This window comes from Cyanobium sp. ULC082 (assembly GCF_977927535.1).
Map to the genome: position 1 here is coordinate 634,138 of NZ_OZ376397.1, position 19,815 is coordinate 653,952.

General features: G+C 65.6%; 21 protein-coding genes and 1 other RNA gene. 10 read left to right on the plus strand and 12 right to left on the minus strand.

The features are described from left to right. Window positions 1–220: 220 nt before the first annotated feature. From ACXMDY_RS03435 to ACXMDY_RS03445, 3 genes are read left to right on the plus strand one after another with little or no spacing between them, the layout of a single operon-like run. Window positions 221–1,204, plus strand: a complete 984-nt coding sequence (locus tag ACXMDY_RS03435; protein ID WP_399244496.1) for an ATP-binding cassette domain-containing protein — start codon at window positions 221–223, stop codon at window positions 1,202–1,204. Next, on the plus strand, window positions 1,201–2,019 hold the full coding sequence (locus ACXMDY_RS03440) for an ABC transporter permease (RefSeq protein WP_259703162.1): 819 nt from the start codon (window positions 1,201–1,203) through the stop codon (window positions 2,017–2,019). The genes ACXMDY_RS03435 and ACXMDY_RS03440 overlap by 4 nt, the downstream gene beginning before the upstream one ends. Beyond that, window positions 2,019–2,831 carry an ABC transporter permease gene (locus ACXMDY_RS03445; RefSeq protein ID WP_259703163.1) on the plus strand — a complete coding sequence of 271 codons (813 nt, stop codon included), beginning with the start codon at window positions 2,019–2,021 and terminating at the stop codon, window positions 2,829–2,831. Before ACXMDY_RS03440 ends, ACXMDY_RS03445 begins: the two co-directional genes overlap by 1 nt. Here ACXMDY_RS03445 and cysC read toward each other — a convergent pair. The 7 genes from cysC to rfbA all read right to left on the minus strand — a co-directional run bounded on the left by cysC (window position 2,810) and on the right by rfbA (window position 9,202). Continuing rightward, window positions 2,810–3,484, minus strand: coding sequence for an adenylyl-sulfate kinase (cysC, locus tag ACXMDY_RS03450; RefSeq protein ID WP_259703164.1), 675 nt, complete (start codon window positions 3,482–3,484; stop codon window positions 2,810–2,812). The genes ACXMDY_RS03445 and cysC overlap by 22 nt on opposite strands. Beyond that, the gene (locus ACXMDY_RS03455; protein WP_259703165.1) at window positions 3,484–4,404 is read right to left on the minus strand and encodes a 3'(2'),5'-bisphosphate nucleotidase CysQ family protein; all 921 of its coding nucleotides are present in this window, start codon (window positions 4,402–4,404) and stop codon (window positions 3,484–3,486) included. The genes cysC and ACXMDY_RS03455 overlap by 1 nt, the downstream gene beginning before the upstream one ends. After that, window positions 4,391–5,569 carry a sulfate adenylyltransferase gene (sat, locus tag ACXMDY_RS03460; protein WP_259703166.1) on the minus strand — a complete coding sequence of 393 codons (1,179 nt, stop codon included), beginning with the start codon at window positions 5,567–5,569 and terminating at the stop codon, window positions 4,391–4,393. Before sat ends, ACXMDY_RS03455 begins: the two co-directional genes overlap by 14 nt. Before the next feature lie 71 nt (window positions 5,570–5,640). After that, window positions 5,641–6,738, minus strand: coding sequence for a dTDP-glucose 4,6-dehydratase (rfbB, locus tag ACXMDY_RS03465; protein ID WP_457767371.1), 1,098 nt, complete (start codon window positions 6,736–6,738; stop codon window positions 5,641–5,643). A 48-nt stretch (window positions 6,739–6,786) separates the two neighbouring features. Then, on the minus strand, window positions 6,787–7,692 hold the full coding sequence (gene rfbD / locus ACXMDY_RS03470) for a dTDP-4-dehydrorhamnose reductase (protein ID WP_259703168.1): 906 nt from the start codon (window positions 7,690–7,692) through the stop codon (window positions 6,787–6,789). Then, window positions 7,689–8,261 (minus strand): dTDP-4-dehydrorhamnose 3,5-epimerase, encoded by a 573-nt coding sequence (rfbC, locus tag ACXMDY_RS03475; protein WP_259703169.1) that lies wholly within the window; start codon window positions 8,259–8,261, stop codon window positions 7,689–7,691. Before rfbC ends, rfbD begins: the two co-directional genes overlap by 4 nt. Continuing rightward, window positions 8,261–9,202: a glucose-1-phosphate thymidylyltransferase RfbA gene (rfbA, locus tag ACXMDY_RS03480; RefSeq protein ID WP_259703170.1), complete on the minus strand. Its 942-nt coding sequence runs from the start codon at window positions 9,200–9,202 to the stop codon at window positions 8,261–8,263. Before rfbA ends, rfbC begins: the two co-directional genes overlap by 1 nt. Window positions 9,203–9,249: 47 nt before the next feature. On the opposite strand from rfbA, the gene ACXMDY_RS03485 reads away from it, so the two are divergent. Genes ACXMDY_RS03485 through ACXMDY_RS03495 form a run of 3 tightly spaced genes read left to right on the plus strand, consistent with a single transcriptional unit; the run spans window position 9,250 to window position 11,283 of the window. Further along, window positions 9,250–9,531 carry a hypothetical protein gene (locus ACXMDY_RS03485; RefSeq protein WP_259703171.1) on the plus strand — a complete coding sequence of 94 codons (282 nt, stop codon included), beginning with the start codon at window positions 9,250–9,252 and terminating at the stop codon, window positions 9,529–9,531. A 43-nt stretch (window positions 9,532–9,574) separates the two neighbouring features. After that, window positions 9,575–10,747, plus strand: a complete 1,173-nt coding sequence (locus ACXMDY_RS03490) for a phosphotransferase enzyme family protein (protein ID WP_259703172.1) — start codon at window positions 9,575–9,577, stop codon at window positions 10,745–10,747. Next, window positions 10,744–11,283, plus strand: a complete 540-nt coding sequence (locus tag ACXMDY_RS03495) for a DOMON-like domain-containing protein (protein ID WP_259703173.1) — start codon at window positions 10,744–10,746, stop codon at window positions 11,281–11,283. Before ACXMDY_RS03490 ends, ACXMDY_RS03495 begins: the two co-directional genes overlap by 4 nt. Before the next feature lie 25 nt (window positions 11,284–11,308). Here the strand turns inward: ACXMDY_RS03495 and ACXMDY_RS03500 are convergent, their stop codons facing one another. Next, window positions 11,309–11,710, minus strand: coding sequence for a molecular chaperone DnaJ (locus tag ACXMDY_RS03500; protein ID WP_259703174.1), 402 nt, complete (start codon window positions 11,708–11,710; stop codon window positions 11,309–11,311). A 140-nt stretch (window positions 11,711–11,850) separates the two neighbouring features. Between ACXMDY_RS03500 and ACXMDY_RS03505 the strand changes: the two genes are divergently transcribed. Next, the gene (locus tag ACXMDY_RS03505) at window positions 11,851–13,434 is read left to right on the plus strand and encodes a serine hydrolase (RefSeq protein WP_457767372.1); all 1,584 of its coding nucleotides are present in this window, start codon (window positions 11,851–11,853) and stop codon (window positions 13,432–13,434) included. A gap of 70 nt (window positions 13,435–13,504) precedes the next feature. On the opposite strand, the gene aroB is transcribed toward ACXMDY_RS03505, so the two are convergent. Beyond that, a complete protein-coding gene (aroB, locus tag ACXMDY_RS03510; protein WP_259703314.1) occupies window positions 13,505–14,599 on the minus strand; it encodes a 3-dehydroquinate synthase in 1,095 nt (364 codons plus the stop codon). Between the two features lie 141 nt (window positions 14,600–14,740). Beyond that, window positions 14,741–16,591 carry a DNA helicase RecQ gene (gene recQ, locus ACXMDY_RS03515; RefSeq protein WP_259703315.1) on the minus strand — a complete coding sequence of 617 codons (1,851 nt, stop codon included), beginning with the start codon at window positions 16,589–16,591 and terminating at the stop codon, window positions 14,741–14,743. A 57-nt stretch (window positions 16,592–16,648) separates the two neighbouring features. Here recQ and ACXMDY_RS03520 point away from each other — a divergent pair, with 57 nt between their 5' ends. The 3 genes from ACXMDY_RS03520 to ssrS all read left to right on the plus strand — a co-directional run bounded on the left by ACXMDY_RS03520 (window position 16,649) and on the right by ssrS (window position 19,041). Beyond that, a complete protein-coding gene (locus tag ACXMDY_RS03520; RefSeq protein ID WP_259703176.1) occupies window positions 16,649–17,539 on the plus strand; it encodes a carbohydrate ABC transporter permease in 891 nt (296 codons plus the stop codon). Window positions 17,540–17,606: 67 nt separating this feature from the next. Then, complete coding sequence (locus tag ACXMDY_RS03525) at window positions 17,607–18,857, plus strand: 5-(carboxyamino)imidazole ribonucleotide synthase (RefSeq protein WP_259703177.1); 1,251 nt, start codon at window positions 17,607–17,609, stop codon at window positions 18,855–18,857. Between the two features lies 1 nt (window position 18,858). Beyond that, window positions 18,859–19,041: non-coding RNA, 6S RNA (gene ssrS / locus ACXMDY_RS03530), on the plus strand. 115 nt (window positions 19,042–19,156) lie between these two features. Here ssrS and ACXMDY_RS03535 read toward each other — a convergent pair. Then, window positions 19,157–19,432: a DUF2103 domain-containing protein gene (locus tag ACXMDY_RS03535; protein WP_259703178.1), complete on the minus strand. Its 276-nt coding sequence runs from the start codon at window positions 19,430–19,432 to the stop codon at window positions 19,157–19,159. Window positions 19,433–19,471: 39 nt separating this feature from the next. Then, a complete protein-coding gene (clpS, locus tag ACXMDY_RS03540) occupies window positions 19,472–19,771 on the minus strand; it encodes an ATP-dependent Clp protease adapter ClpS (RefSeq protein WP_259703179.1) in 300 nt (99 codons plus the stop codon). Between the last annotated feature and the right edge of the window lie 44 nt (window positions 19,772–19,815).

The following is a 19,815-nucleotide window of genomic DNA, read 5'->3' on the forward strand; positions in this document are numbered from 1 at the left end:
AGTTCCTTGATTGTTTCGAATCCGTCCGGAGGCGATTGGGCTGTCATCAAAGTCAACTCCCGGTAGCCTCCACATTCAGTCGACGGCACAGCCGCTGATTCACTCCTTGTATGCTCATTCACTTGGCCACTCTGATCCCTGATCGGACCCGCAGGTGGTGAGCTGGGATTAGATGAACACCCGTCAACTCCGGGGCCCACCAACAGCTAGCTTTTTGCCCATGCCGATCATTCGTGCGGAGGGCCTCTCCAAGACCTATCGGGTCGCTGACAAGCAGCCTGGGCTGCTGGGCACCCTGCGCCATTTCGTCGCCCGTCGCCATCGCGATGTGGTGGCGGTGAGCGGGGTGAGCTTCACGATCGAGCCTGGCGAGATCGTGGGATTTCTGGGCCCCAACGGCGCCGGCAAGACCACCACCCTGAAGATGCTCAGCGGCCTGATCCACCCCAGTGCCGGCACGGTGGAGGTGGCCGGCTGTGTCCCCTTTCGTCGCCAGGGTCGCTTTCTGCATCAGATCTCCCTGGTGATGGGCCAGAAGCAGCAGCTGATCTGGGACCTGCCACCACTCGATTCATTGCGGGTCAATGCCGCCGTCTACGGCATCGATGACGCCGAGGCCCAGCGCCGCATCGCCGAGCTGGCTGAGATGCTCGAGCTCGGCGTCGAGCTCACCCGCCCGGTGCGCAAGCTCTCGCTCGGGGAACGGATGAAGGCGGAGCTGCTGGCGGCCCTGCTGCATCGTCCGTCGGTGTTGTTTCTGGATGAGCCCACCCTGGGGCTGGATGTGAATGCCCAGGCCCGGGTGCGCCGCTTCCTCGCGGACATCAACCGCCGCACCGGCACCACCGTGTTGCTCACCAGCCATTACATGGGCGATATCACCGCCCTCTGCCCTCGGGTGCTGTTGATCCACCAGGGTCAGCTCTTCTTCGACGGCCGTCTTGATGCGCTCACCGAGCGGCTCACCCCCTGCCGTGAGGTGCGGCTTGAGCTGGCCGAACCGCCACAGGCCGCCGCCTTCGCCTCCTTCGGTGCACTTGATTCCCTGGAGGGACGCAAGGTGCGTCTGCTGATCCCCCAGGAGCAGCTCACCGATGCCGTCGCCCGTCTGCTGGCCAGATTTACGGTGCTGGACCTGGAAGTGAGCGAACCGCCGATTGAAGAGTTGATCGGCCGGTTGTTCCAGCTGGGAGTCGTGGGATGAGCCGTCACCATCTCCCGCTCCGCTCCATTCGGCATGTCCTGCGTCTCGCTCGGGTGCTGCTCTCCAGTCAGTACGCCCTGATGCTGGAGTTCCGAGCCGAGATCGTGCTCTGGGCTCTCTCCGGGGTGTTGCCCTTGATCATGCTCGGCCTCTGGAGCGGCTCCGGTGTGGTGCCGATCGCGGGTTTCACCTCCCAGCGGTTGGTGCACTATTTTCTGGCCGCCTTCGTGGTCCGTCAGTTCACGATCGTCTGGGTCATCCATGCTTTCGAGGAAGACGCTCTGCAGGGCCGCCTGTCGCCGGCCTTGCTACAGCCGCTGCACCCTTTCTGGCGCTACCTGGCGGCCCATGTCTCCGAGCAGGTCACCAGGATGCCGTTCGTGCTGGCGATTGTGGCGATGGTGGCCCTGCTGCATCCGGCGGCCCTGTGGTGGCCGCCGCCAGCCGCTTTCCTGCTGGCGTTTCTGGCCACCCAGCTGGCCTTCCTGGTGCGTTTCGCCATCCAGAGTGCCCTCACCATGCTCTGTTTCTGGAGCGAGCGGGCCGCGGCCCTGGAGCGCCTGCTGTTGATTCCCTATCTCTTTCTCTCCGGCCTGGTGGCTCCCCTTGAGGCTTTCCCCGAGCCGATTCGCGATTTCGCCCTGCACACCCCTTTCCCCTGGATGGTCTGGTTCCCGGCCCAGCTGCTCAGCGGCGGTGCCGTACCCGTGCTCCAGGGCTTCGGTGTTCTGGCCGGCTGGGGACTGGTGTTCGTGCCGATCGCCGCCCTGCTCTGGCGTGCCGGCCTGCGTCGCTATTCGGCGATGGGAGCCTGATGGCCGCTTCCGTCGTCGTCCGGGCCCGTCGCTACCTGCTGATTCTGGGGCGGTTCTGGTCGGCCTCCCTGGCGGCGGAGCTGGAGTATCAGGCCAACGTGGTGATCGAGCTGCTGGCGGTGATCGCCAACCTGGCAGGCAGCCTTTTCACCCTCTCGCTCTTTTACGGCCACGGCCACGATCTGGGGGGCTGGAGCTGGGACGCCGCCCTGGTGGTGCTCGGCCTTTACACCCTGCTGGATGGACTGACCACCACCCTGCTGCAGCCCAACCTCAGCACGATCGTCACCCACGTGCGCACCGGCACCCTGGATTTCGTGCTGCTCAAGCCCGTCGACAGCCAGTTCTGGCTCTCGACTCGCACCATCTCCCCCTGGGGTCTGCCGGGACTGATCGCCGGGACGGTGCTGGCGATGGTGGCCGCCGTGCGTGCCGGTGCCCGCCTTGATCCACTCAGCCTGAGCACCGCCGCCCTGTTGCTGATCGCCAGTGCCCTGATCCTCTACAGCCTCTGGTTCGTGCTGGCGGCCACCAGCATCTGGTTCGTCAAGGTCTGGAACGCCACCGAGGTGTTGCGCTCAGCCCTGGTGGCCGGTCGCTATCCAGTCAGCGCCTACCCTGCCGGCCTGCGGCTGTTCTTCACGGTGGTGTTGCCGGTGGCATTCCTCACCACCGTGCCCGCCGAAGCCATCCTGGGCCGCGCTTCGCTGGCTTGGCTTCTGCTCAGCCTGGCGGTGGCGGCCCTCAGCCTGCTGATCAGCCGCCGCTTCTGGAGCTTCGCCCTGCGGTTCTACACATCGGCGTCGAGCTGAGCCGGACGGGCAGGGCACGTTTCGATCACGCCATTCTTCTCGAGATAAGCGATCACCTGAGCCACGGATTCCTCCAGGCTCTGCCGTCCGGTCGGCACCTCGAGCTCGGCTGCTTCCGGAGCTTCATAGGGGCTGGAGATGCCTGTGAAATCCTTGATCAGTCCGGCACGGGCCTTGGCATAGAGGCCCTTGGGGTCGCGGCCCTCACAGACATCGAGATCGGCGGCGCAGTGAATTTCGATGAAATCCTCCGGCTCCACCAGGGAGCGGGCCTTGCGGCGATCAGCCCGAAACGGGGAGACGAAAGCGGTGAGCACGATCACGCCCGCATCGAGAAACAGCTTGGCCACTTCGCCGATCCGGCGGATGTTCTCCTCCCGGTCGGCATCGGAGAAGCCGAGGTCGTGGCACAGCCCGTGTCGCACGTTGTCGCCATCGAGCACATAGGTGGCCAGGCCGCGGGCGAAAAGCTCGGCGTTGAGGGCATTGGCAAGGGTGCTCTTGCCGCTGCCGGACAGGCCCGTGAGCCAGAGGATGGCGCTGCGGTGGCCCCGTTGTCCGGCCCGGCTGGCCCGGTCGATCGAGGCCTGATGCCAGACGATGTTGGTTGCGGCTCCGGAGTTGGAGGCGGCTCCGGTGGGAAGGGCGGTCATCAGAGGGGGAAAAAGGGATCGATGCCTGCCATCGCGGCAGCCGCTGCCTGGCAGAGGTCCTGGTGGGCAGCACCATGGCTGGCGATCAGGCAACCGGCCTGCCTGGAGTCGCCGGTGTTGTAAAGCAAGGGGCGGCCATCCGCATGGGTGAAGAATCCCCCCGCTGCCAGCAGCACCGCTTCCGGTGCGGCCATGTCCCAGTCCTTCGGTGCGGTGCGCCCTGACAGGGAGATGTAGAGATCGGTTTCGCCGCGCAGGATGGCGCCGATTTTGCCGCCGACGCTGCCGCGGGCGATGCCGTCTGCCACCCCCAGGCTGCTCAGCAACTGATCGAGGCGATCGTCGCGGTGGCTGCGGCTGGTGACCGGGATCAGCTCAGCCATGGCCCGGCGTGGGCTGAAGCGCACCGGTCGGCGATCGCCCGACGGGGATTCACACCAGGCCTTTGAGGATTCCCCGTCCACCAGCCCGAACCAGAGCTCGTCGAGCTCCGGCAGCACCACAACGCCGATCACCGGACGCTGCTGATGGATCAGGGCCAGGTGAACCGCATACTCGCCGGTGCCCTGTAGAAAATCCTTGGTTCCATCCAGCGGATCGAGGATCCAGAGCCAGTCGGCACCGATCGGCTCACCCTCGGTCCACTGGCAGGCCGTTTCCTCGCTCAGCAGGGTCCAGGCGGCGGTGGGGAAGGCTCGGCCGAGCCCGGCAAGCAAGTGATCGTTCACCGCCAGATCAGCAGCTGAAACAGGCCCTTTGGGATCATCCTCGACAGAGAGCACGGCCGGATAGCCGAAGGGGGGCTGTTCGCCGCGGGCGTAGGCCCGCAGAATCGCCACAGCTTCCCAGGCCAGCTGCCGCACGACGGCCAGAACCGTTTCGATCTCAAGGCCGGCCGGCAGCAGATCAGCCGGCTTCACGCAACACCTCCACCACGCTGCGGAAGGCGAACCATTCCGGGATGTCCTCACCACCGCGCAGCATCTTGCGGAACTGGGTGCCGCTCAGTTTGCGGATGTGCAGGCCGCGTGCTTCGGCATGCTCGGCGGTGACATAGCCCTCCTCCTCGGTGTAGACGAGGTTGAGCGACGGCACCGTTTCCATCCCCAGCTCACTGGCGTGATCGCGGGCGAAATCCTGGGCCTGGTAGGGGCCATAGAAATCATCACCACTGAGAGACGATTTGCAGCCGGCCATGTCTCGGCCGATGATGAAGTGGGTGCAGCCGTAGTTCTTGCGAATGATCATGTGCTGGAGGGCCTCCCGCGGGCCGGCCATGTGCATCGCATAGGGGAGATACGCCCAGCGAATGCGCGGATTGGCCACTTCAGCGGCCAGGCGCTCATAGGTCTGGAAGCGGACGGGTCCGGCGATGTCATCCTCCTGGGTGGGTCCGCAGGTGGGATGAACCAGCACCACCGCTTCGGAGCTCACGTTGGTGGCGTGGAGGGCCCGGGTGAACAGCTCGTAGTGGGCCCGGTGGATCGGGTTGCGGCACTGGAAGGCCACCACGTCCTGGTCGCTCGGCAGATCGGCTCTCACCTGGGCCGGGGTCCGGCAGGGGAAGGGGCGACTGGGCAGCTCGAGGCCCTGTAAGGCGCCGCCGAGATAGAAGCGGCCCCGCTCCGCGCAGATCATCCGCACGGCGGGATGTTCGATCGAGGTGGTGCCATAGCAGCCTGCCGCCTCCCGCACCTTGTCGGGCTCCCAGCGACTCTCCACAGTGAGCACCGCCAGATCCTGGCCCTTGTAGGTGAGCAGCAGCCGGTCGCCGACGGCGATGCTCCCGTCGTCGGTGTCCATCACGATCGGCAGACCGAACAACAGGCCGGAGCCGGTGCGGTGCCCGGCCACCACAGCGTGGTAGTCGTCTTCGTGCATGAAGCCGAGCAGGGGGGAGAAACCCCCCACCATCAGCAGCTCCACATCGCAGGCATTGCGGTCGGAGCACTCCAGCGTTCGATCGACCGCGGCCTTGACGGCATCGCGCTGGCCTGAGGGAACCTGCAGATCAACCAGCCTGCCTCCGTGGGCGGCAATCAGACCGCGCCTGGACCGATCGGCAATGGGAGGGTCGGAGAGCATCAAGTCCTGGCAAGGGAAAGGCGCCATTCAGCTCAATGGCCAAGCGATGCTACGGCGATAGGTGGAGCTGTTCAATCCAGCCGTGCGCTTTTCTGTAGTGGGTCCTCTCTGTTCTGGATCCGTCGCAGCCAGTCCAGGTGGGCAAGGCTCCACGCCACCGTGGCGGCCAGGCCTGCCTCAAACCGATGGCGTGGCCGCCAGCCGAGTTCCCGCTGGATCCTGCCGGCGTCGATGGCGTAGCGACGGTCGTGGCCGGGTCGGTCGGTGACTGGCGTGATCAGGCGGGAGTGGGGCAGGCCAGCTGGCTGGAGCTCATCCATCAAGCCGCAGATCGCTTCCACCACCTGGGTGTTGCTGCGTTCAGCATGGCCGCCGACGCAATAGCTTTCGCCAACGTCTCCCTGGCATGCCGCCAGCAGCAGGGCCTCGACGTGGTCGTCGACATACAGCCAGTCACGCACATTGGCCCCATCGCCATAGAGCGGGATCGGCTGCCCAGAGGCTGCTTTGAGGATCACCACGGGGATCAGTTTCTCCGGGAACTGCCACGGCCCGTAGTTGTTGCTGCAGTTGGTGAGCACCACCGGCAGGCCGTAGGTGTGGTGCCAGGCCTTCACAAGGTGATCACTGGCGGCCTTGCTGGCGGAATAGGGCGAGCGTGGGTCGTAGGCGGAGGCCTCCGAAAACAGCCCATCCGGCCCGAGCGAACCGAAGACCTCATCGGTGCTGATGTGATGCAAGCGGAACTGGTTCCTGCGCTCCTCTGAGAGCCCCTCCCAGTGGGAACGCACCGCCTGGAGCAGATGAAACGTGCCTTGCACGTTGCTGGCGATGAAGGCGCCGGGCCCCTCGATCGAACGATCCACGTGGCTTTCGGCTGCAAGGTGCAGGATCAGATCAGGATCGGCCAGGCTCACCGCCTCCTCCACGGCAGCGGCATCGGTGAGATCCACGGCCAGCAATCGATGCCGGCCTTCCCCGGCCTCTCCAAGCTGAGACAGGGTGGCCTCGATGCTGGTGAGATCACTGGCGTAGCCCATCTTGTCGAGATTGAACACCGTGACACTGGATGCCTGCAGCAACCGGCGCACCACGGCGCCACCGATGAAGCCGGCGCCCCCCGTGACCAGAATCCGGCTTCGGCCGGCCAGAAGGGTGGTCAGATCCATTGGTTCATTCAGTGGCAATGTCATCGCAGGGGGTGGCGGGAGGACGCTCTAGGCAGCGACCTGGTGATCGCTGGCAGCAGTGGCGATCCGCTCCAGAACCTCCGCCAGGGCTTCGCCCCAGTGGCGGGGTTGCTGATCGAGCGCTGCGCGGCTGGTCACGCAGTCGAGCAGGGAGTAGCTCGGGCGCTTCGCTGGTGTGGGGTAGTCGGTGCCACTCAGGGGCCTCACCTCAGCGGCTTGTTCCAGCAGCCCGGCCGATGTCCCCAGAGATCCGATTGCGATCGCGAAGTCGTACCAGCTGGCGGCACCGGCATCACTCCAGTGCAGCCAGCCCCCCACCTCCTGGTGGATCACAGCCCAGCAGGCGGCCGCCAGGCCGATCGTGCTGGTGGGACAGCCCACCTGATCGGCGACAACGCCAAGGGGCTGGCCCGCGGCCGCCTGGCGGCGGTGCAGCTCAAGCATCGTCCGGCAGAAATTCTTCCCGACCGGCCCGTACACCCAGCTGGTGCGCAGGATCGTGGCGCGCTCAGGTCCGAGTCGGTCGATCACAGCCCTTTCCCCCGCGGCCTTGCTGCGGCCGTACGCCCCGAGTGGATTGGTGGGCTGCTCGGGGCGATAGGGATGGCCCTGGGCGCCATCGAAGACGAAGTCAGTGCTGATCTGCAGCAGGCGGCCTCCACTCTGGGCAAGGGACTGGGCAAAGGCCTCGGGGGCGAGGGCATTCACCGCATGGGCCAGTTCCGGTTCGCTTTCGGCCCGATCCACCGCCGTGTAGGCGCCGGCATTGAGCACCCAGTCGGGCCTGTGCTGGTCGACGAACCGACGACAGGCATCGGAATCGGCCAGGTCGAGCTCGTCCCGGCCGGTGGCGATCAACTGCCAGTTTCCGGGGGCAGCCCTCAGCAGCGCCTGGCCAAGCTGGCCATCTTTGCCGGTGACCACCACCTTCATGGGAACAGCTCGGCGGTGGCGAATCCAGCTGCATTCGCATCTTTCTCCGATTGAATCGGGCTGGCCAGATCCAGGGCCGCCAGGGGCCAGTCAATCGCCAGGGTTGCGTCGTTCCAGAGGATCGAGCGCTCGCAAGTGCGGTTCCAGAGGCCACTGGCCTTGTAGAGAACTTCGGCTGATTCACTCAGGGCGAGGAAGCCGTGGGCAAAGCCGGGCGGCACCCAGAGGATGCGCCGATTCTCCGCACTCAGGCGTTCCCCGATCGATTGCCCGAAGCTGGGTGAGGAGCGACGAAGATCAACGATCACATCATGGATCTCACCAGCAACGCAGCGCACCAGTTTTCCCTGCGGTGCCGGCGGAAGCTGGTAGTGGAGCCCCCGCAGAACGCCACGGCAGGAGAGGGAGTGATTGTCCTGGAGGAAAATTGGCGCCTCCGCTTCGCTGACGCCAAGGGCGGCTGCAAAAGCCCTGGCATTCCAGCTTTCGAAAAAGAATCCCCGTTGATCGCTGAACAGGTTTGGGGTGAGCAGCAGGGGGCCTTCGATCGAAAACGACTGAACCTCCATCACTGGACTCCTGCTGCCACCGAGTGATCGATCAATCCGGTTGATCGTTCCGCCAGCAGGCGGAGCAGGTAATGGCCGTAGCCGCTTTTCTTGAGCGGCTGGGACAGCCTCTCCAGTTGTTGGTCGTCGATCCAGCCCTGACGCCAGGCCACCTCTTCCGGGCAACCAACCTTCAGACCCTGACGATGCTCAAGGGTGCGGATGTAACTGGCAGCGTCATGGAGTGAATCCGGGGTTCCGGTATCCAGCCAGGCCATGCCGCGGCCCATCAGCTCCACGTGCAGCAATCCTTCACTGAGGAATTGTTGATTCAGATCCGTGATTTCGAGTTCGCCGCGGGCCGAGGGGATCACCTGTCTGGCCCGCGCGACAACGGTTTCGTCATAGAAATAAAGGCCGGTGACGGCATAGTGGGACCTGGGTCTGGAGGGCTTCTCTTCAAGGCTCAGCACCTTCCCATTGCCAGAAAATTCAACGACTCCGTACCGCTGAGGGTCGCTGACTCTGTAGGCGAACACAGTGGCTCCAATGTCTTTGGCATTCGAGGCCTGCAGTTGCTGGGCCAGCTCATGGCCATGGAAAAGGTTGTCCCCCAGCACCAGGGCAGCCGAGGCCTGATTCAGAAACGATTCACCGATCAGAAAGGACTGGGCCAGTCCATCCGGGCTGGGCTGGATGGCGTACTGAATCTCCATGCCCCAGCAGCTTCCGTCGCCAAGAAGGCGCTCGAAGGCCCCACGATCCACTGGCGTGGTGATGATCAGAACCTCGCGAATCCCGGCCAGCATCAAGGTGCAGAGCGGGTAGTAGATCATCGGCTTGTCATACACCGGCATCAGCTGCTTGCTGACGGCGGTGGTGAGCGGGGCAAGCCTCGTTCCACTTCCACCCGCCAGGATCAATCCCTTGCGCCTGCTGATCTGTTCGGGTTGCAGCCCCATCGCAGCAATCGATCAAGCTTGAATGGCGATGACCTTAAGCTGGCCGGATGGCAGCCCGTCTGGTGATCGGTCCGGTGAATGTGGATCCTAGCGTTCGTGAACGGGTCGACACCGAAACCCTGCAGCGGCTGGTGGCTCGCCATCGCAGGGGCGACTGGGGCCAGGTGGATGCGCGCGATGCACGCGCCAATGTGCGCGCCGCCTACCTGCAGCAGGGCCGCTTGCGCAGTGTCTACCGGGTCGGCCGTGACCTGCAGGTCTGGGTGATCACCACCAACCTCGGCTCCGACAGTCTTCACACCCTGGTGCTGATCCCGCAAGACGACTGACCGGCTGCTTCGCCCCATGCTTTCGCCTTCTCCGTTCCATCCCTTGACGAGCTCCCAACCGATCCAGAGCGTCTCCGGCAGTGCCGCAGCAGCAGCTTTGCAGCCTTCTTCAGGGCAGGATCCTCTCGCCCGGATCGTTGGCCAGTTCGATCTGGAGGGACAGATCCTCTCGATCGAGCCGCTCGGCAACGGCAATGTGAATGACACCTACCGCGTCACGCTGCAGGCTGCCCAAGCGTCGTCCTACGTGCTGCAGCGGCTCAACACCCAGGTCTTCCCCGAGCCCAGGCTCGTCATCGGCAACATGCTGGCCTTCAGTGAGCATGTGGTCGCCCAGCTGCAGAAGGGCTGCCCCCTTCTAGACGGTCGCCGTTGGGAGGTGCCCATTCTGGTGCCTTCCCGTGTATCCGGTCGGCACTGGGTGGAGCTGGATGGCTGTTTCTGGCGAATGATCAGCTTCCTCGAAGCAGCCACCTGCCTTGAAACCGTCCCTGATTGTGCCCAGGCCAGGGAGGTGGGCCATGGACTGGGCCTTTTCCACGCCTTGATCAGTGACCTGCCGGTGACGGCCCTGGCCGACACCCTGGTGGGATTTCATATCACCCCCGAGTACCTGGAGCAGTTTCACCAGGTCCTGGGTCGTCATCGGATGCCGCCCTGTCCGGACCTGGCGTACTGCCTGTCCTTCGTGCAGGAACGGGAAGGTTCTGTGACAGTGCTGGAAGACGCCAAGGCGGCAAACATCCTTCCCCTTCGTCCGATCCATGGGGACCCGAAGATCAACAACGTGATGCTGGATGGCCAGACCGGCCATGCCATGGCGCTGGTTGATCTCGATACGATCAAGCCAGGCCTTGTTCATTACGACATTGGTGATTGCCTGCGCTCCTGTTGCAACCCGCTAGGAGAAGAAACCACTGACTGGCAGTCGGTTCATTTTGACTGCCTGCTCTGCGAAGCGGTACTCCAGGGCTATGGAGCTGTAGCAAAAAGCTTTCTGACCGACTCGGACTACGACTATCTGTTTGCAGCGATTCGGTTGATTGCATTTGAGCTGGGTCTTCGCTTTCTCACTGACTATCTCGCCGGCGATCAGTATTTCAAAACCACCCATCCGCGCCACAATCTCGATCGCGCTCTGGTCCAGTTCCGGCTCACCGAGAGCATCGAAGCCCAGGAGGCTGTGATCAGCTCGATCATCGAGGCGATGCGATGAGCAGCGCTGCGGGCAGGCTGAGGCCATTCGAGGCTGATGCTGCTCTGCAGGCCTTCACCCTGCAGTTCGACCTGGGGCGCCGGGGCGCTCAGCTGGACATTCATTACCAGCTTCTCGGCCCGATCGAGGCGTTGGTTCTGCCGGCTGTGGCGTCGCCGCCGAGGCGCCTGGATGATCTCTGGCAACAGACCTGCTTCGAGTGTTTTGTTGCGATCGAAGCCCAGCCTGCCTACTGGGAGTTGAACCTTTCTCCCTCATGTGACTGGAATCTGTATCGCCTCTCCGCCTATCGCCAGGAACTGGAGCCGGAGAAGGCCTGCCATGCGTTGACCCCTTCAAGCCTCAGGTCTGACAACGCCTACTCGCTTGATGTCAGCCTTGATCTGGCTCCTTTCATCCCCGGTGATCAGACTCTTGAGATCGCAGTGGCGGCTGTCATCATGCAGCGCAGCGGCGAGCTGAGTCACTGGTCGCTGGCCCATCCAGCTCCGGCTCCCGATTTCCATCACCGCAATGGTTTTCTGCTGCGGCTTTGAAGCGATTGGATCAGGATTTCCCCTGTCAGCTGGCACCCAGGCCGAGCAACACAGCCCGGGCGGCATTGATGGCCTGCATGGTCCCGTGCTGACCGCCACGGTCAGGGTGGTGCTCTGCGGCCGCCTGTTTCCAGGCGCGGCTCACGTCAGTGGCGCTCAATCGCCCGGCCAGGGCCAGTCCCAGATGCTGGCGGGCCTTGAGGGCCTCAAGGTCCGGGCTTCTTCCAAGGGGTGAGCGGTCTGAGGCACCCAGGCCCGTCCCCCGCCGCTTGCGGCCCTTGCTGCCTGGTTTCGCAGCCGCTGAGCTGACGCCGAATCCAACCGATGGCCGCTCCGGAGCACCCGCTTCGGCGGAATCGTCAGGGGGTTGGGCAGGCGGCCGCTGCAGGACCAGTTGATCGGGGCGGGTCTGAAGTGCTTGGGGCATCGGCCGTAGCGCGGGGAAAGGAGTTGCTTCTCCAGCAATCGGGGGGAAACAGCCAGTGGAAAGGCCCCGGGTGAACCACCACCCAGGGCCCTTGCCCGAAGGCACCATCACCGTGAAATGCTGGTCCACTGTCAGTATGAATGCTGGCCTACCCCCAGCTGTCGGTGCTTTCTCGCTTTCCACGCCTGCTGGTCGGTGCAGCCTGGCTTGCCATGGGCCTGGCCACTGTTCTTCCGGTTGGCTCCGCCCGCGCCGCTGAGCTGGCCCAGCGGGTCACTCCAGAAGCCCTCGCTGCCGCCCTGACGCGCCTCGATGGCCTGGCCGGATCGATGCAGCGCAGCACCGGCGTGCCGGGCATGGCGATCGCGGTGGTGCACAACGATCAACTGGTGTTTCTGCGCGGCTACGGCGTGCGCATGGCCGGGCAGGCAGGCGTGATCGATCCCGACACGATGTTCCAGTTGGCCTCCCTCTCCAAGCCAGTGGCCAGCACCGTGGGGGCGGCTCTGGTGGGGGATGGGGTGGTGGGCTGGGACGACCCCGTGCAGCGCAGCCTGCCTGAGGCCCGCATCGGTCCTGCCGGCACGGCGCCGGATGTGACCCTGCGCGATCTGCTCTCACACCGCAGCGGCCTGCCCGACCATGCCGGCGACGACCTGGAGGATCTCGGCTTCGATCGCAGCACGATCCTGTCGCGCTTGCGCTTTCTGCCCACGGCCAATCGCTTCCGCGCCGCTTACGCCTACACCAACTTCGGCTTCACCGCCGCAGCGGAGGCGGCGGCCCGTGCCAGCGGCAACGCCTGGGAGGTGCTCTCCCGTGAGCGGCTCTACAAGCCTCTGGGCATGACGCGCACCACCTCAAGCCATGCCGCGTTGATCGCCGAGCCCAACCGCGCCCGGCTGCACGTGCCCACTCCCCAGGGCTGGGTGGCGCGCTTCGATCGTGATGCCGATGCGGAATCTCCCGCCGGCGGGGTGAGCGCCTCGGCGCGTGACATGGGCAGCTGGCTGCGGTTGCAGCTCAACAGCGGCCGCTTCGAAGCCAAGCCCGTGCTCCAGGCCGCTGCCCTGGCCGAAACCCATCGCCCGCAGGTGATCAGCATTCCGCCGGCGGATCCCGCCACGGAGGCGGCCAGCCTCTATGGCCTCGGCTGGAATGTGGGCCGGCACGGGGCTGGGCTGGTGCAGCTTTCCCACTCCGGCGCCTTCTTCCTCGGTGCCGCCACCGCCGTGTATCTGCTGCCGGCCGAGCGGCTCGACATCGTGGTGCTCACCAACGGTCAACCGGTGGGGCTGCCGGAAGCGGTGGCGCTCAGCTTTCTGGATCTGGCGGTGGAAGGAGAGGTCAGCCGTGACTACCTCCCGCTGCTGCAGGGGGTCTTCAAGGGCATGCTCGAGCAGGACTACCCCGCTGTGGTGGCTCCCGCCGTGGCTGAACCATCCCTGCCCCTGGAGCGCTACGAGGGCCGTTACGCCAACGCCTACTTCGGGCCGCTCGAGATCCGCCGCCGCGGTGACGCGCTCGAACTGCTGATCGGTCCAGAGCCCCAGCGCTTCGCGCTCACGCCGGTGAGCGGCAACACCTTCTCGTACCAGCCGCGCGGCGAGAACGCCTTCGGCCCGGCGGCGGTCAGTTTTGAAGCCGGGGTCGGCGGAACGCTCACACGCGTGCGCGTCGGCAATCTCGATCGCAACGGGCTGGGCCTGTTCACGCGGCGCTGAAGCTCCACTGTTGACCCATGGCGTTCGCCGGCGTGTGCCTGAGTGGAGGGGGTCAGCGGCTGGCTTCCGCTCAGAGCGCGCCGGCCAGCAACTGGCGGATCAGAACCGGATCCACGTCGTTGCGGATCACCACCTGGCCGATGCCGGTGGGCAGCACGAAGCGCAGCTGGCCCTGGTTCACCTTCTTGTCGCTCTGCAGGGTCTGCAGGGCCGCCTCCACATCCAGCGGTGGCAGGGCCAGCGGCAGGCCGGCCTTGGCGATCACCGCCCGCTGGCGCTCCTGGTCGGCTGGCTGCCACAGGCCCATGGCCAGAGCCAGGCGCCCGACAGCCTCCATGCCCAGTGCCACCGCCTCGCCGTGGATCACGGTGCCGTAGCCGCAGAGCGTTTCCACCACATGGCCCAGGGTGTGGCCGTAGTTGAGGATCGCCCGCAGGCCACCCTCCCGTTCATCGGCCGCCACCACCCGGGCCTTGGCCGCCGCTGAGCGCTGCAGCAGGCGCTGCAGCCGGGCCGGGCCGATCGCTTCGAGGCTGGAGAGATCCGCCGCCGCTTCCAGATCAGCGAACAGGATCGGATCACCGATCACCCCGTACTTGATCACTTCCGCCATGCCGGCGCGGAACTCCCGCTCCGGCAGCGTGACCAGCGTGGCGGGATCCACCAGCACCAGCTCCGGTTGATGAAAGGCGCCGATCAGGTTCTTGCCGCCGGGATGGTTCACGCCGGTCTTGCCGCCGATCGCCGCATCCACCATCGCCAGCAGCGTGGTGGGCACCTGCACCACCGGAATCCCCCGCAGCCAGGTGGCGGCGGCGAAGCCGGCCATGTCGCCCACCACCCCACCACCGAGGGCCACCAGCAGCGACCGCCGCTCCAGCCGCTGCGCGAAGGCTGCGTCATGGATCTGGGCCACGGTGGCGGGGGTCTTGTGCTCTTCTCCTGCGGCGATCACCAGGCGGGTGGAGCGGAAACCCTGCCGCTGCAGGCTGGCCAGGGCCCGCTCGCCGTAGTGGCGATCCACTTCCGGGTTGGTGACCAGCAGCACCTGGGTGCCGGCCGGAAAGCCACGCTCCTCCAGCAGGGCGCCCAGCGCCTCCAGTGCCCCGTCGCCGATCCGCACCGTGTAGGGGTTGCTGGCCAGGGCCACATCGATCGTGCGCATCGGCGGCCGTTCCACGGCGGCCTGGGCGGCGGGGTGCTCGGATCTGTAGCTGGTGGGCTGGCTGGGTGTCATCGCAATGACCCGTGCACGGGAGTGGGTCGGATCGAGCTGAAGGTAAGGCGCGGCTCTCTGCGGCCGTGCTCAGGTGTCGCTGTTCAGCAGGCTCAGCAGGGCACTGCCGTAGCGCTCCAGCTTGGCAGCGCCGATGCCGCTGATCGCCGCCAATTCTGCGATCTGGTGCGGCCGCCGCGCGGCCAACTCCACCAGGGTGCGGTCATGGAACACCACGTAGGGAGGCACCGCCTGCTCGCGCGCCTGGTCCCGTCGCCAGTCCTTGAGCCGTTGCAGCAGCTCAGGATCGGCGTTCTGCCCGTCTGCTCCTGCCCCGGCAGCGGCTGCGGCCCCGCCCATTGCGCCGCTTCGCGCCCTTGAGCGCCTCTCCTGGCGTGGGGGCGGCAGCGGCAGTTCCAGTCGCTGTTCCCCGCGCAGCAGCGGCCGCACCTGGGGCTCGGGTCCCCAGCGCAGCCCTCCGTGCCCATCGGGCACCGGCTCCAACAGGCCGCCAGCGGTGAGTTGGCGGAGCAGGGTGCGCCACTGGCCGCGGTCGAGCTCCTTGCCGATGCCGTACACGCTCAGTTCGTGGTGCCCCAGGGCCCGCAGCCGCGCCGTGTCGGCCCCCAGCAGCACATCCACCACATGGGCGGCGCCGAAGCGCTGACCGGTGCGGTACACCGCCGAGAGGGCCTTCTGGGCCTGGATCGTCACATCGGTGTGCTCCTGGGGCTCCAGGCAGCGGTCGCAGTTGCCGCAGGGCTGCTCCAGGCTTTCGCCGAAATGGGCCAGCAGCACCTGACGGCGGCAGCCGGGCGCCTCGCTGAAGCCGATCAGGGCCTCCAGTTTTCCGTGCTCGATCCGCTTCTGGGCCGGCTCGGCCTCGGAATCGTCGATGAAACGCCGCAGCTGCGGCAGATCGCCGGCGCCGTGAACCATCCAGGCGGTGGCCGCCAGGCCGTCACGGCCGGCCCGGCCGGTTTCCTGGTAATAGGCCTCCAGGCTCTTGGGCAGATCCACGTGGGCCACGAAGCGCACGTCCGGCTTGTCGATGCCCATGCCGAAGGCGATCGTGGCCACCACGATCACGCCGCTGTCGCGCCGGAAACGGCTGAGGGCGGCGCTGCGCTGCTGCGCCTCCAGACCGGCGTGATAGGCGATGGCGTCATGGCCGGCGGCACGCAGGTCGGCGGCGAAGCGATCCACCCGGGCGCGGGAGCGGGCATACACGATGCCGGCATCGCCGCGGTGCGCTTCGAGGAAGGTCAGCAGCTGGGCCTTGGCGTCGTCTTTGTCGCGCAGCAGATAGCGGATGTTGGGGCGATCAAAGCTGGCGGTGAACACCCGCCCCTGCTCCAGCGCCAGCCTCGCCACGATCTCGTCGCGGGTGCGCGGGTCGGCGGTGGCGGTGAGCGCCAGCCGCGGCACCTGGGGAAAGCGAGCCGCCAGTTCCGCCAGCTGCAGGTATTCCGGCCGGAAATCATGCCCCCACTGCGACACGCAATGGGCTTCGTCGATGGCGAACAGGGCCAGGGGGCGCTCCGCCAACTGATCGAGCAGATCGCCGGCCAGCAGCCGCTCCGGCGAGACATACAGCAGATCCAGGCTCTGGGCCTGCAGGGCGCGCCAGATCGCGCTGCTCTCCTCGGCCACCAGCGCCGAATGGAGCGCCGCCGCTCGCACCCCCGCTTGGCGCAGGGCTTCCACCTGGTCTTCCATCAGGGCGATCAGCGGCGAGATCACCACCGCCAGCCCGGGGCGGCACAGCGCCGGGATCTGATAGCAAAGCGACTTGCCGCCGCCGGTGGGCATCAGCACCAGGGCTGAGCCACCGTCGATCACGTGCTCCACGATCGCCTGCTGCGGGCCGCGGAAGGCGGAGTAGCCGAACACCCGACGAAGCAGGTCGAGTGGATCAGGCCATGGCTTGTCAGCGGTCACGGTCAACGGGTGCGTCGGCCTGGGCTCGAGCTGCTGCGGCCCCCCCACAATGGCCTGATGCTGAGAGCTTCCAATTCCTCCCCGAGCCGCACTGCCTGGGGGTTTCTGCTGCCTGCCCTCACCCTGCTGGGGGTTTCGGTGCTGCTGCCGGCGATCATGGCTCTGGTGATCAGCTTCACAGAAACGGGCCTTGACATGGCGGAGCCGCTGCGGTTCGTCGGGCTTGCCAACATCCGGCGACTTCTGGCCGATCCGATGTTCTTCCAGGTTCTCGGCACCACCTTCCTCTATCTCATCGGTGTCGTGCCGCCGATCGTGCTCGGTTCGCTGGCCCTGGCCGTGCTGGTGAACCGGAGCCTGCCCGGTATCCATTGGTTGCGGGCGGCCTTCTACACGCCGGTGCTGGTTTCGATCGTGGTGGCGGCGATCGCCTTCCGCTGGCTCTATGCGGAGAACGGGCTGATCAACGGCTGGCTCTCGGCGCTGCTTGGCCCCTCCTTCCTGCCGATCGGCTTCCTCACCAATCCCCTTCTGGCCCTGCCCGCCGTGATGCTCGTGACGCTCTGGAAGGGGCTCGGTTATTACATGGTGATTTTTCTGGCCGGTCTGCAGGGCATTTCTCCCGAGCTCTATGAGGCTGCAGCCCTCGATGGCAGCGTGGGGTGGCGGCGTCATCTCGACATCACCCTGCCCCTGCTGCGTCCCTATCTCACCCTGGTGGCCGTGATCTCGTCGATCGCGGCCACCAAGGTGTTCGAGGAGGTGTTCTTGATGACCCAGGGTGGTCCCGCCGAGTCGACCCGCACCCTCGTCTATTACGTCTACGACCAGGCCTTCTCCGAGCTTGACATCAGTTATGCCTGCACGGTGGGTCTGGCGTTGTTCCTGATCGTGCTGTTGTTCTCCCTGGTGCGCTTCCTGGCGGCCGGCGAGCGCGGCCTGGGCTGAAGGGCCCCGCCGGTGAGCCGGGCAGGGAGAATGTCAAGCTTCTCTGCTGCCCCTGGTGTTGATTGGCATGGGGTTGGATCGGGCGATCGGCGGCAGCATCGGCGTTGTGGGAGGCGGCCAGCTGGCCTTGATGCTGGCTGAGGCGGCCAGCCAGGCCAACGTGCAGCTGCACGTGCAGACCCCCCTGGCCGATGATCCGGCCACCAGGCTCGCCACCAGCGTGGTGCTCGCTCCCCTCGATGACCTGGCTGCCACCCGGGAGCTGGCGCAGCGCAGCGAAGCAATCAGCTTTGAGAACGAGTGGGTGGATCTTGATGCCCTCAAGGTCCTCGAGACCGAAGGGGTCGTGTTTCTGCCGAAGATCGAGGCGCTCAGGCCGCTGGTGTGCAAACGGGCTCAGCGGGAGTTGCTCTATCGGCTCAACCTGCCCTCCCCTCAGTGGATTGCCCTTGAGGAACTGTTGCCGCCGCCCCTTCTGCCGAGTGGATCTCCGCTGGTCGGAGTGGCCTCTCCTGGGCCAGCCACCCAGCCGGCCAGCAGCCTTCCCGATGGCTTCAGCTTTCCTGTGATGGCGAAAGCCTCCACCGGCGGCTACGACGGGCGGGGAACGCGGCTGATTCACGACCAGGAGGAGCTGAACGACCTGTTGGAGAGGGTCATTCCGACCGAATGGTTGCTGGAGGAATTCGTTCGTTTCGAGCAGGAGCTGGCGATGGTGGCCTGTCGGGACCGCCATGGTTCAGTTGCCTGCTTCCCCCTGGTTCAGACCCATCAGCACCAGCAGATCTGCGACTGGGTCATCGCCCCCGCCGCCGTCAGCCAGGCGGTGGAAGCCAGGGCCCGCAATGTGGCTGCTTCGTTGCTCACCTCCCTCGACTACGTCGGGGTGCTCTCGATCGAGTTTTTCTTCGGGCCCGCCGGCCTGCAGATCAATGAGCTCGCCCCCCGTACCCACAACTCCGGCCACTACACGATCGAAGCGACCCACACCAGTCAGTTCGCCCAGCAACTGAGGATCGTCTGCGGGCAGCCGCTCGGTGAAACCGGCCTGAAGCGACCCGGTGCCCTGATGGTGAATCTGCTCGGCTACGGGGGCTCGGATCACACCTATGAGGACCAGCGTCAGGTGCTCGCCGCCTTGCCTGGTGCCACCGTGCACTGGTACGGCAAGTCAGCCTCGCTGCCGGGCCGCAAGCTGGGCCATCTCACCATTCCCCTCAACGAAAACGACCCGCAACGCCGGGCCGCCGAAGCCCGGTCTCTGTTGGAGGAGGTGCGACGGGTCTGGCCGTTGCCGCTGGAAAGTGGTTTAAGCTGATTTCGAGCTGCTGTGTTGGTGACTGCCTTTCACAGTTTTCTGATCTGACTCCCTCTTCGACGTGGGAGATCTGTCGCCACGGTGACGTATACCGGCCCTGTTGCCGGAAATGAAGCCCGGCTTTGATCTCTCCTCTGGTTTATCCAGGTCGAAACCTGGGGCAAGACGGCATGGCGGTTCACCCCTTTCCATTCACTGCAAGGCCAGTTTCTGCAAGGCCAGTTTCTGCAAGGCCTGTCACTGCAAGGCCTGTCACTGCAAGGCCTGGACGATCCACTGGTTGATCAGCCCAGACTGGGTCAGGCCAGTAAGTTGTCCAGTTCGCTCTGGAGGCGATCCCGCCCCCAGCAGGTGATCACGAACACCTCCTGGGCCGAACTGCCACGTCTGGCCAGCATTTTGAAGCCGCCTGTGATCGGTGTGGAGATCTTCAGGCGCAGCTGCGGACTTCGCCCCTTCACCCGGCAGATCACCGCCGGTGTGACTGTATCGATCCCTTCCAGGTTGGCGAGGGCCCTGAGCAGTGGGATCAGGCCTTCCAGGTAGGTGCTGTGGGTGATCACCACACGGCCCATCACCACACTCCATCCAGATCGAAGTTTAGGCAGATCTGCTCAGGCCCGCTCCAGGGGCGCCATGGTGAGCCCGCCTCCGCCCAGTTGCTGGTGATACAGCTCGGCCTGCTCCTGAGGACCGGACCAGACCACCGCCGATCCCGAGCCATCAATCTGGTGGGCCAGCTCCCAGGCCCGATCGGAGCCCATGCCCGGCAGAACCTTCACCAGCATCGCGACCACGTGCTGGAAGGTGTTGAAGTCGTCGTCAAGAACCACCACCTTGAAATGGGGGTAGGCAAGCCGCTGTCGCAGGCGTTCCTGGGTTGGCGAAGGGCGGGTGGGGCTGGCTGTTGCCATGGGCGATTCGCAGCTCTCCAAGCCTAGGTAAGCTCAGAAAGTCA

Bases quoted from the DNA above. Each gene is read 5' to 3' on its own strand.
- ACXMDY_RS03505 (WP_457767372.1), top strand. From the start codon at position 11,851: ATGCTGGCCTACCCCCAGCTGTCGGTGCTTTCTCGCTTTCCACGCCTG.
- ACXMDY_RS03520 (WP_259703176.1), top strand. From the start codon at position 16,649: ATGCTGAGAGCTTCCAATTCCTCCCCGAGCCGCACTGCCTGGGGGTTT.
- clpS (WP_259703179.1), bottom strand. From the start codon at position 19,771: ATGGCAACAGCCAGCCCCACCCGCCCTTCGCCAACCCAGGAACGCCTG.
- ACXMDY_RS03485 (WP_259703171.1), top strand. From the start codon at position 9,250: ATGGCAGCCCGTCTGGTGATCGGTCCGGTGAATGTGGATCCTAGCGTT.
- ACXMDY_RS03525 (WP_259703177.1), top strand. From the start codon at position 17,607: ATGGGGTTGGATCGGGCGATCGGCGGCAGCATCGGCGTTGTGGGAGGC.
- sat (WP_259703166.1), bottom strand. From the start codon at position 5,569: ATGCTCTCCGACCCTCCCATTGCCGATCGGTCCAGGCGCGGTCTGATT.
- ACXMDY_RS03535 (WP_259703178.1), bottom strand. From the start codon at position 19,432: ATGGGCCGTGTGGTGATCACCCACAGCACCTACCTGGAAGGCCTGATC.
- cysC (WP_259703164.1), bottom strand. From the start codon at position 3,484: ATGACCGCCCTTCCCACCGGAGCCGCCTCCAACTCCGGAGCCGCAACC.
- rfbB (WP_457767371.1), bottom strand. From the start codon at position 6,738: ATGGATCTGACCACCCTTCTGGCCGGCCGAAGCCGGATTCTGGTCACG.
- rfbC (WP_259703169.1), bottom strand. From the start codon at position 8,261: ATGGAGGTTCAGTCGTTTTCGATCGAAGGCCCCCTGCTGCTCACCCCA.
- rfbA (WP_259703170.1), bottom strand. From the start codon at position 9,202: ATGGGGCTGCAACCCGAACAGATCAGCAGGCGCAAGGGATTGATCCTG.
- aroB (WP_259703314.1), bottom strand. From the start codon at position 14,599: ATGCGCACGATCGATGTGGCCCTGGCCAGCAACCCCTACACGGTGCGG.
- rfbD (WP_259703168.1), bottom strand. From the start codon at position 7,692: ATGAAGGTGGTGGTCACCGGCAAAGATGGCCAGCTTGGCCAGGCGCTG.
- ACXMDY_RS03445 (WP_259703163.1), top strand. From the start codon at position 2,019: ATGGCCGCTTCCGTCGTCGTCCGGGCCCGTCGCTACCTGCTGATTCTG.
- ACXMDY_RS03435 (WP_399244496.1), top strand. From the start codon at position 221: ATGCCGATCATTCGTGCGGAGGGCCTCTCCAAGACCTATCGGGTCGCT.
- ACXMDY_RS03495 (WP_259703173.1), top strand. From the start codon at position 10,744: ATGAGCAGCGCTGCGGGCAGGCTGAGGCCATTCGAGGCTGATGCTGCT.
- ACXMDY_RS03440 (WP_259703162.1), top strand. From the start codon at position 1,201: ATGAGCCGTCACCATCTCCCGCTCCGCTCCATTCGGCATGTCCTGCGT.
- ACXMDY_RS03500 (WP_259703174.1), bottom strand. From the start codon at position 11,710: ATGCCCCAAGCACTTCAGACCCGCCCCGATCAACTGGTCCTGCAGCGG.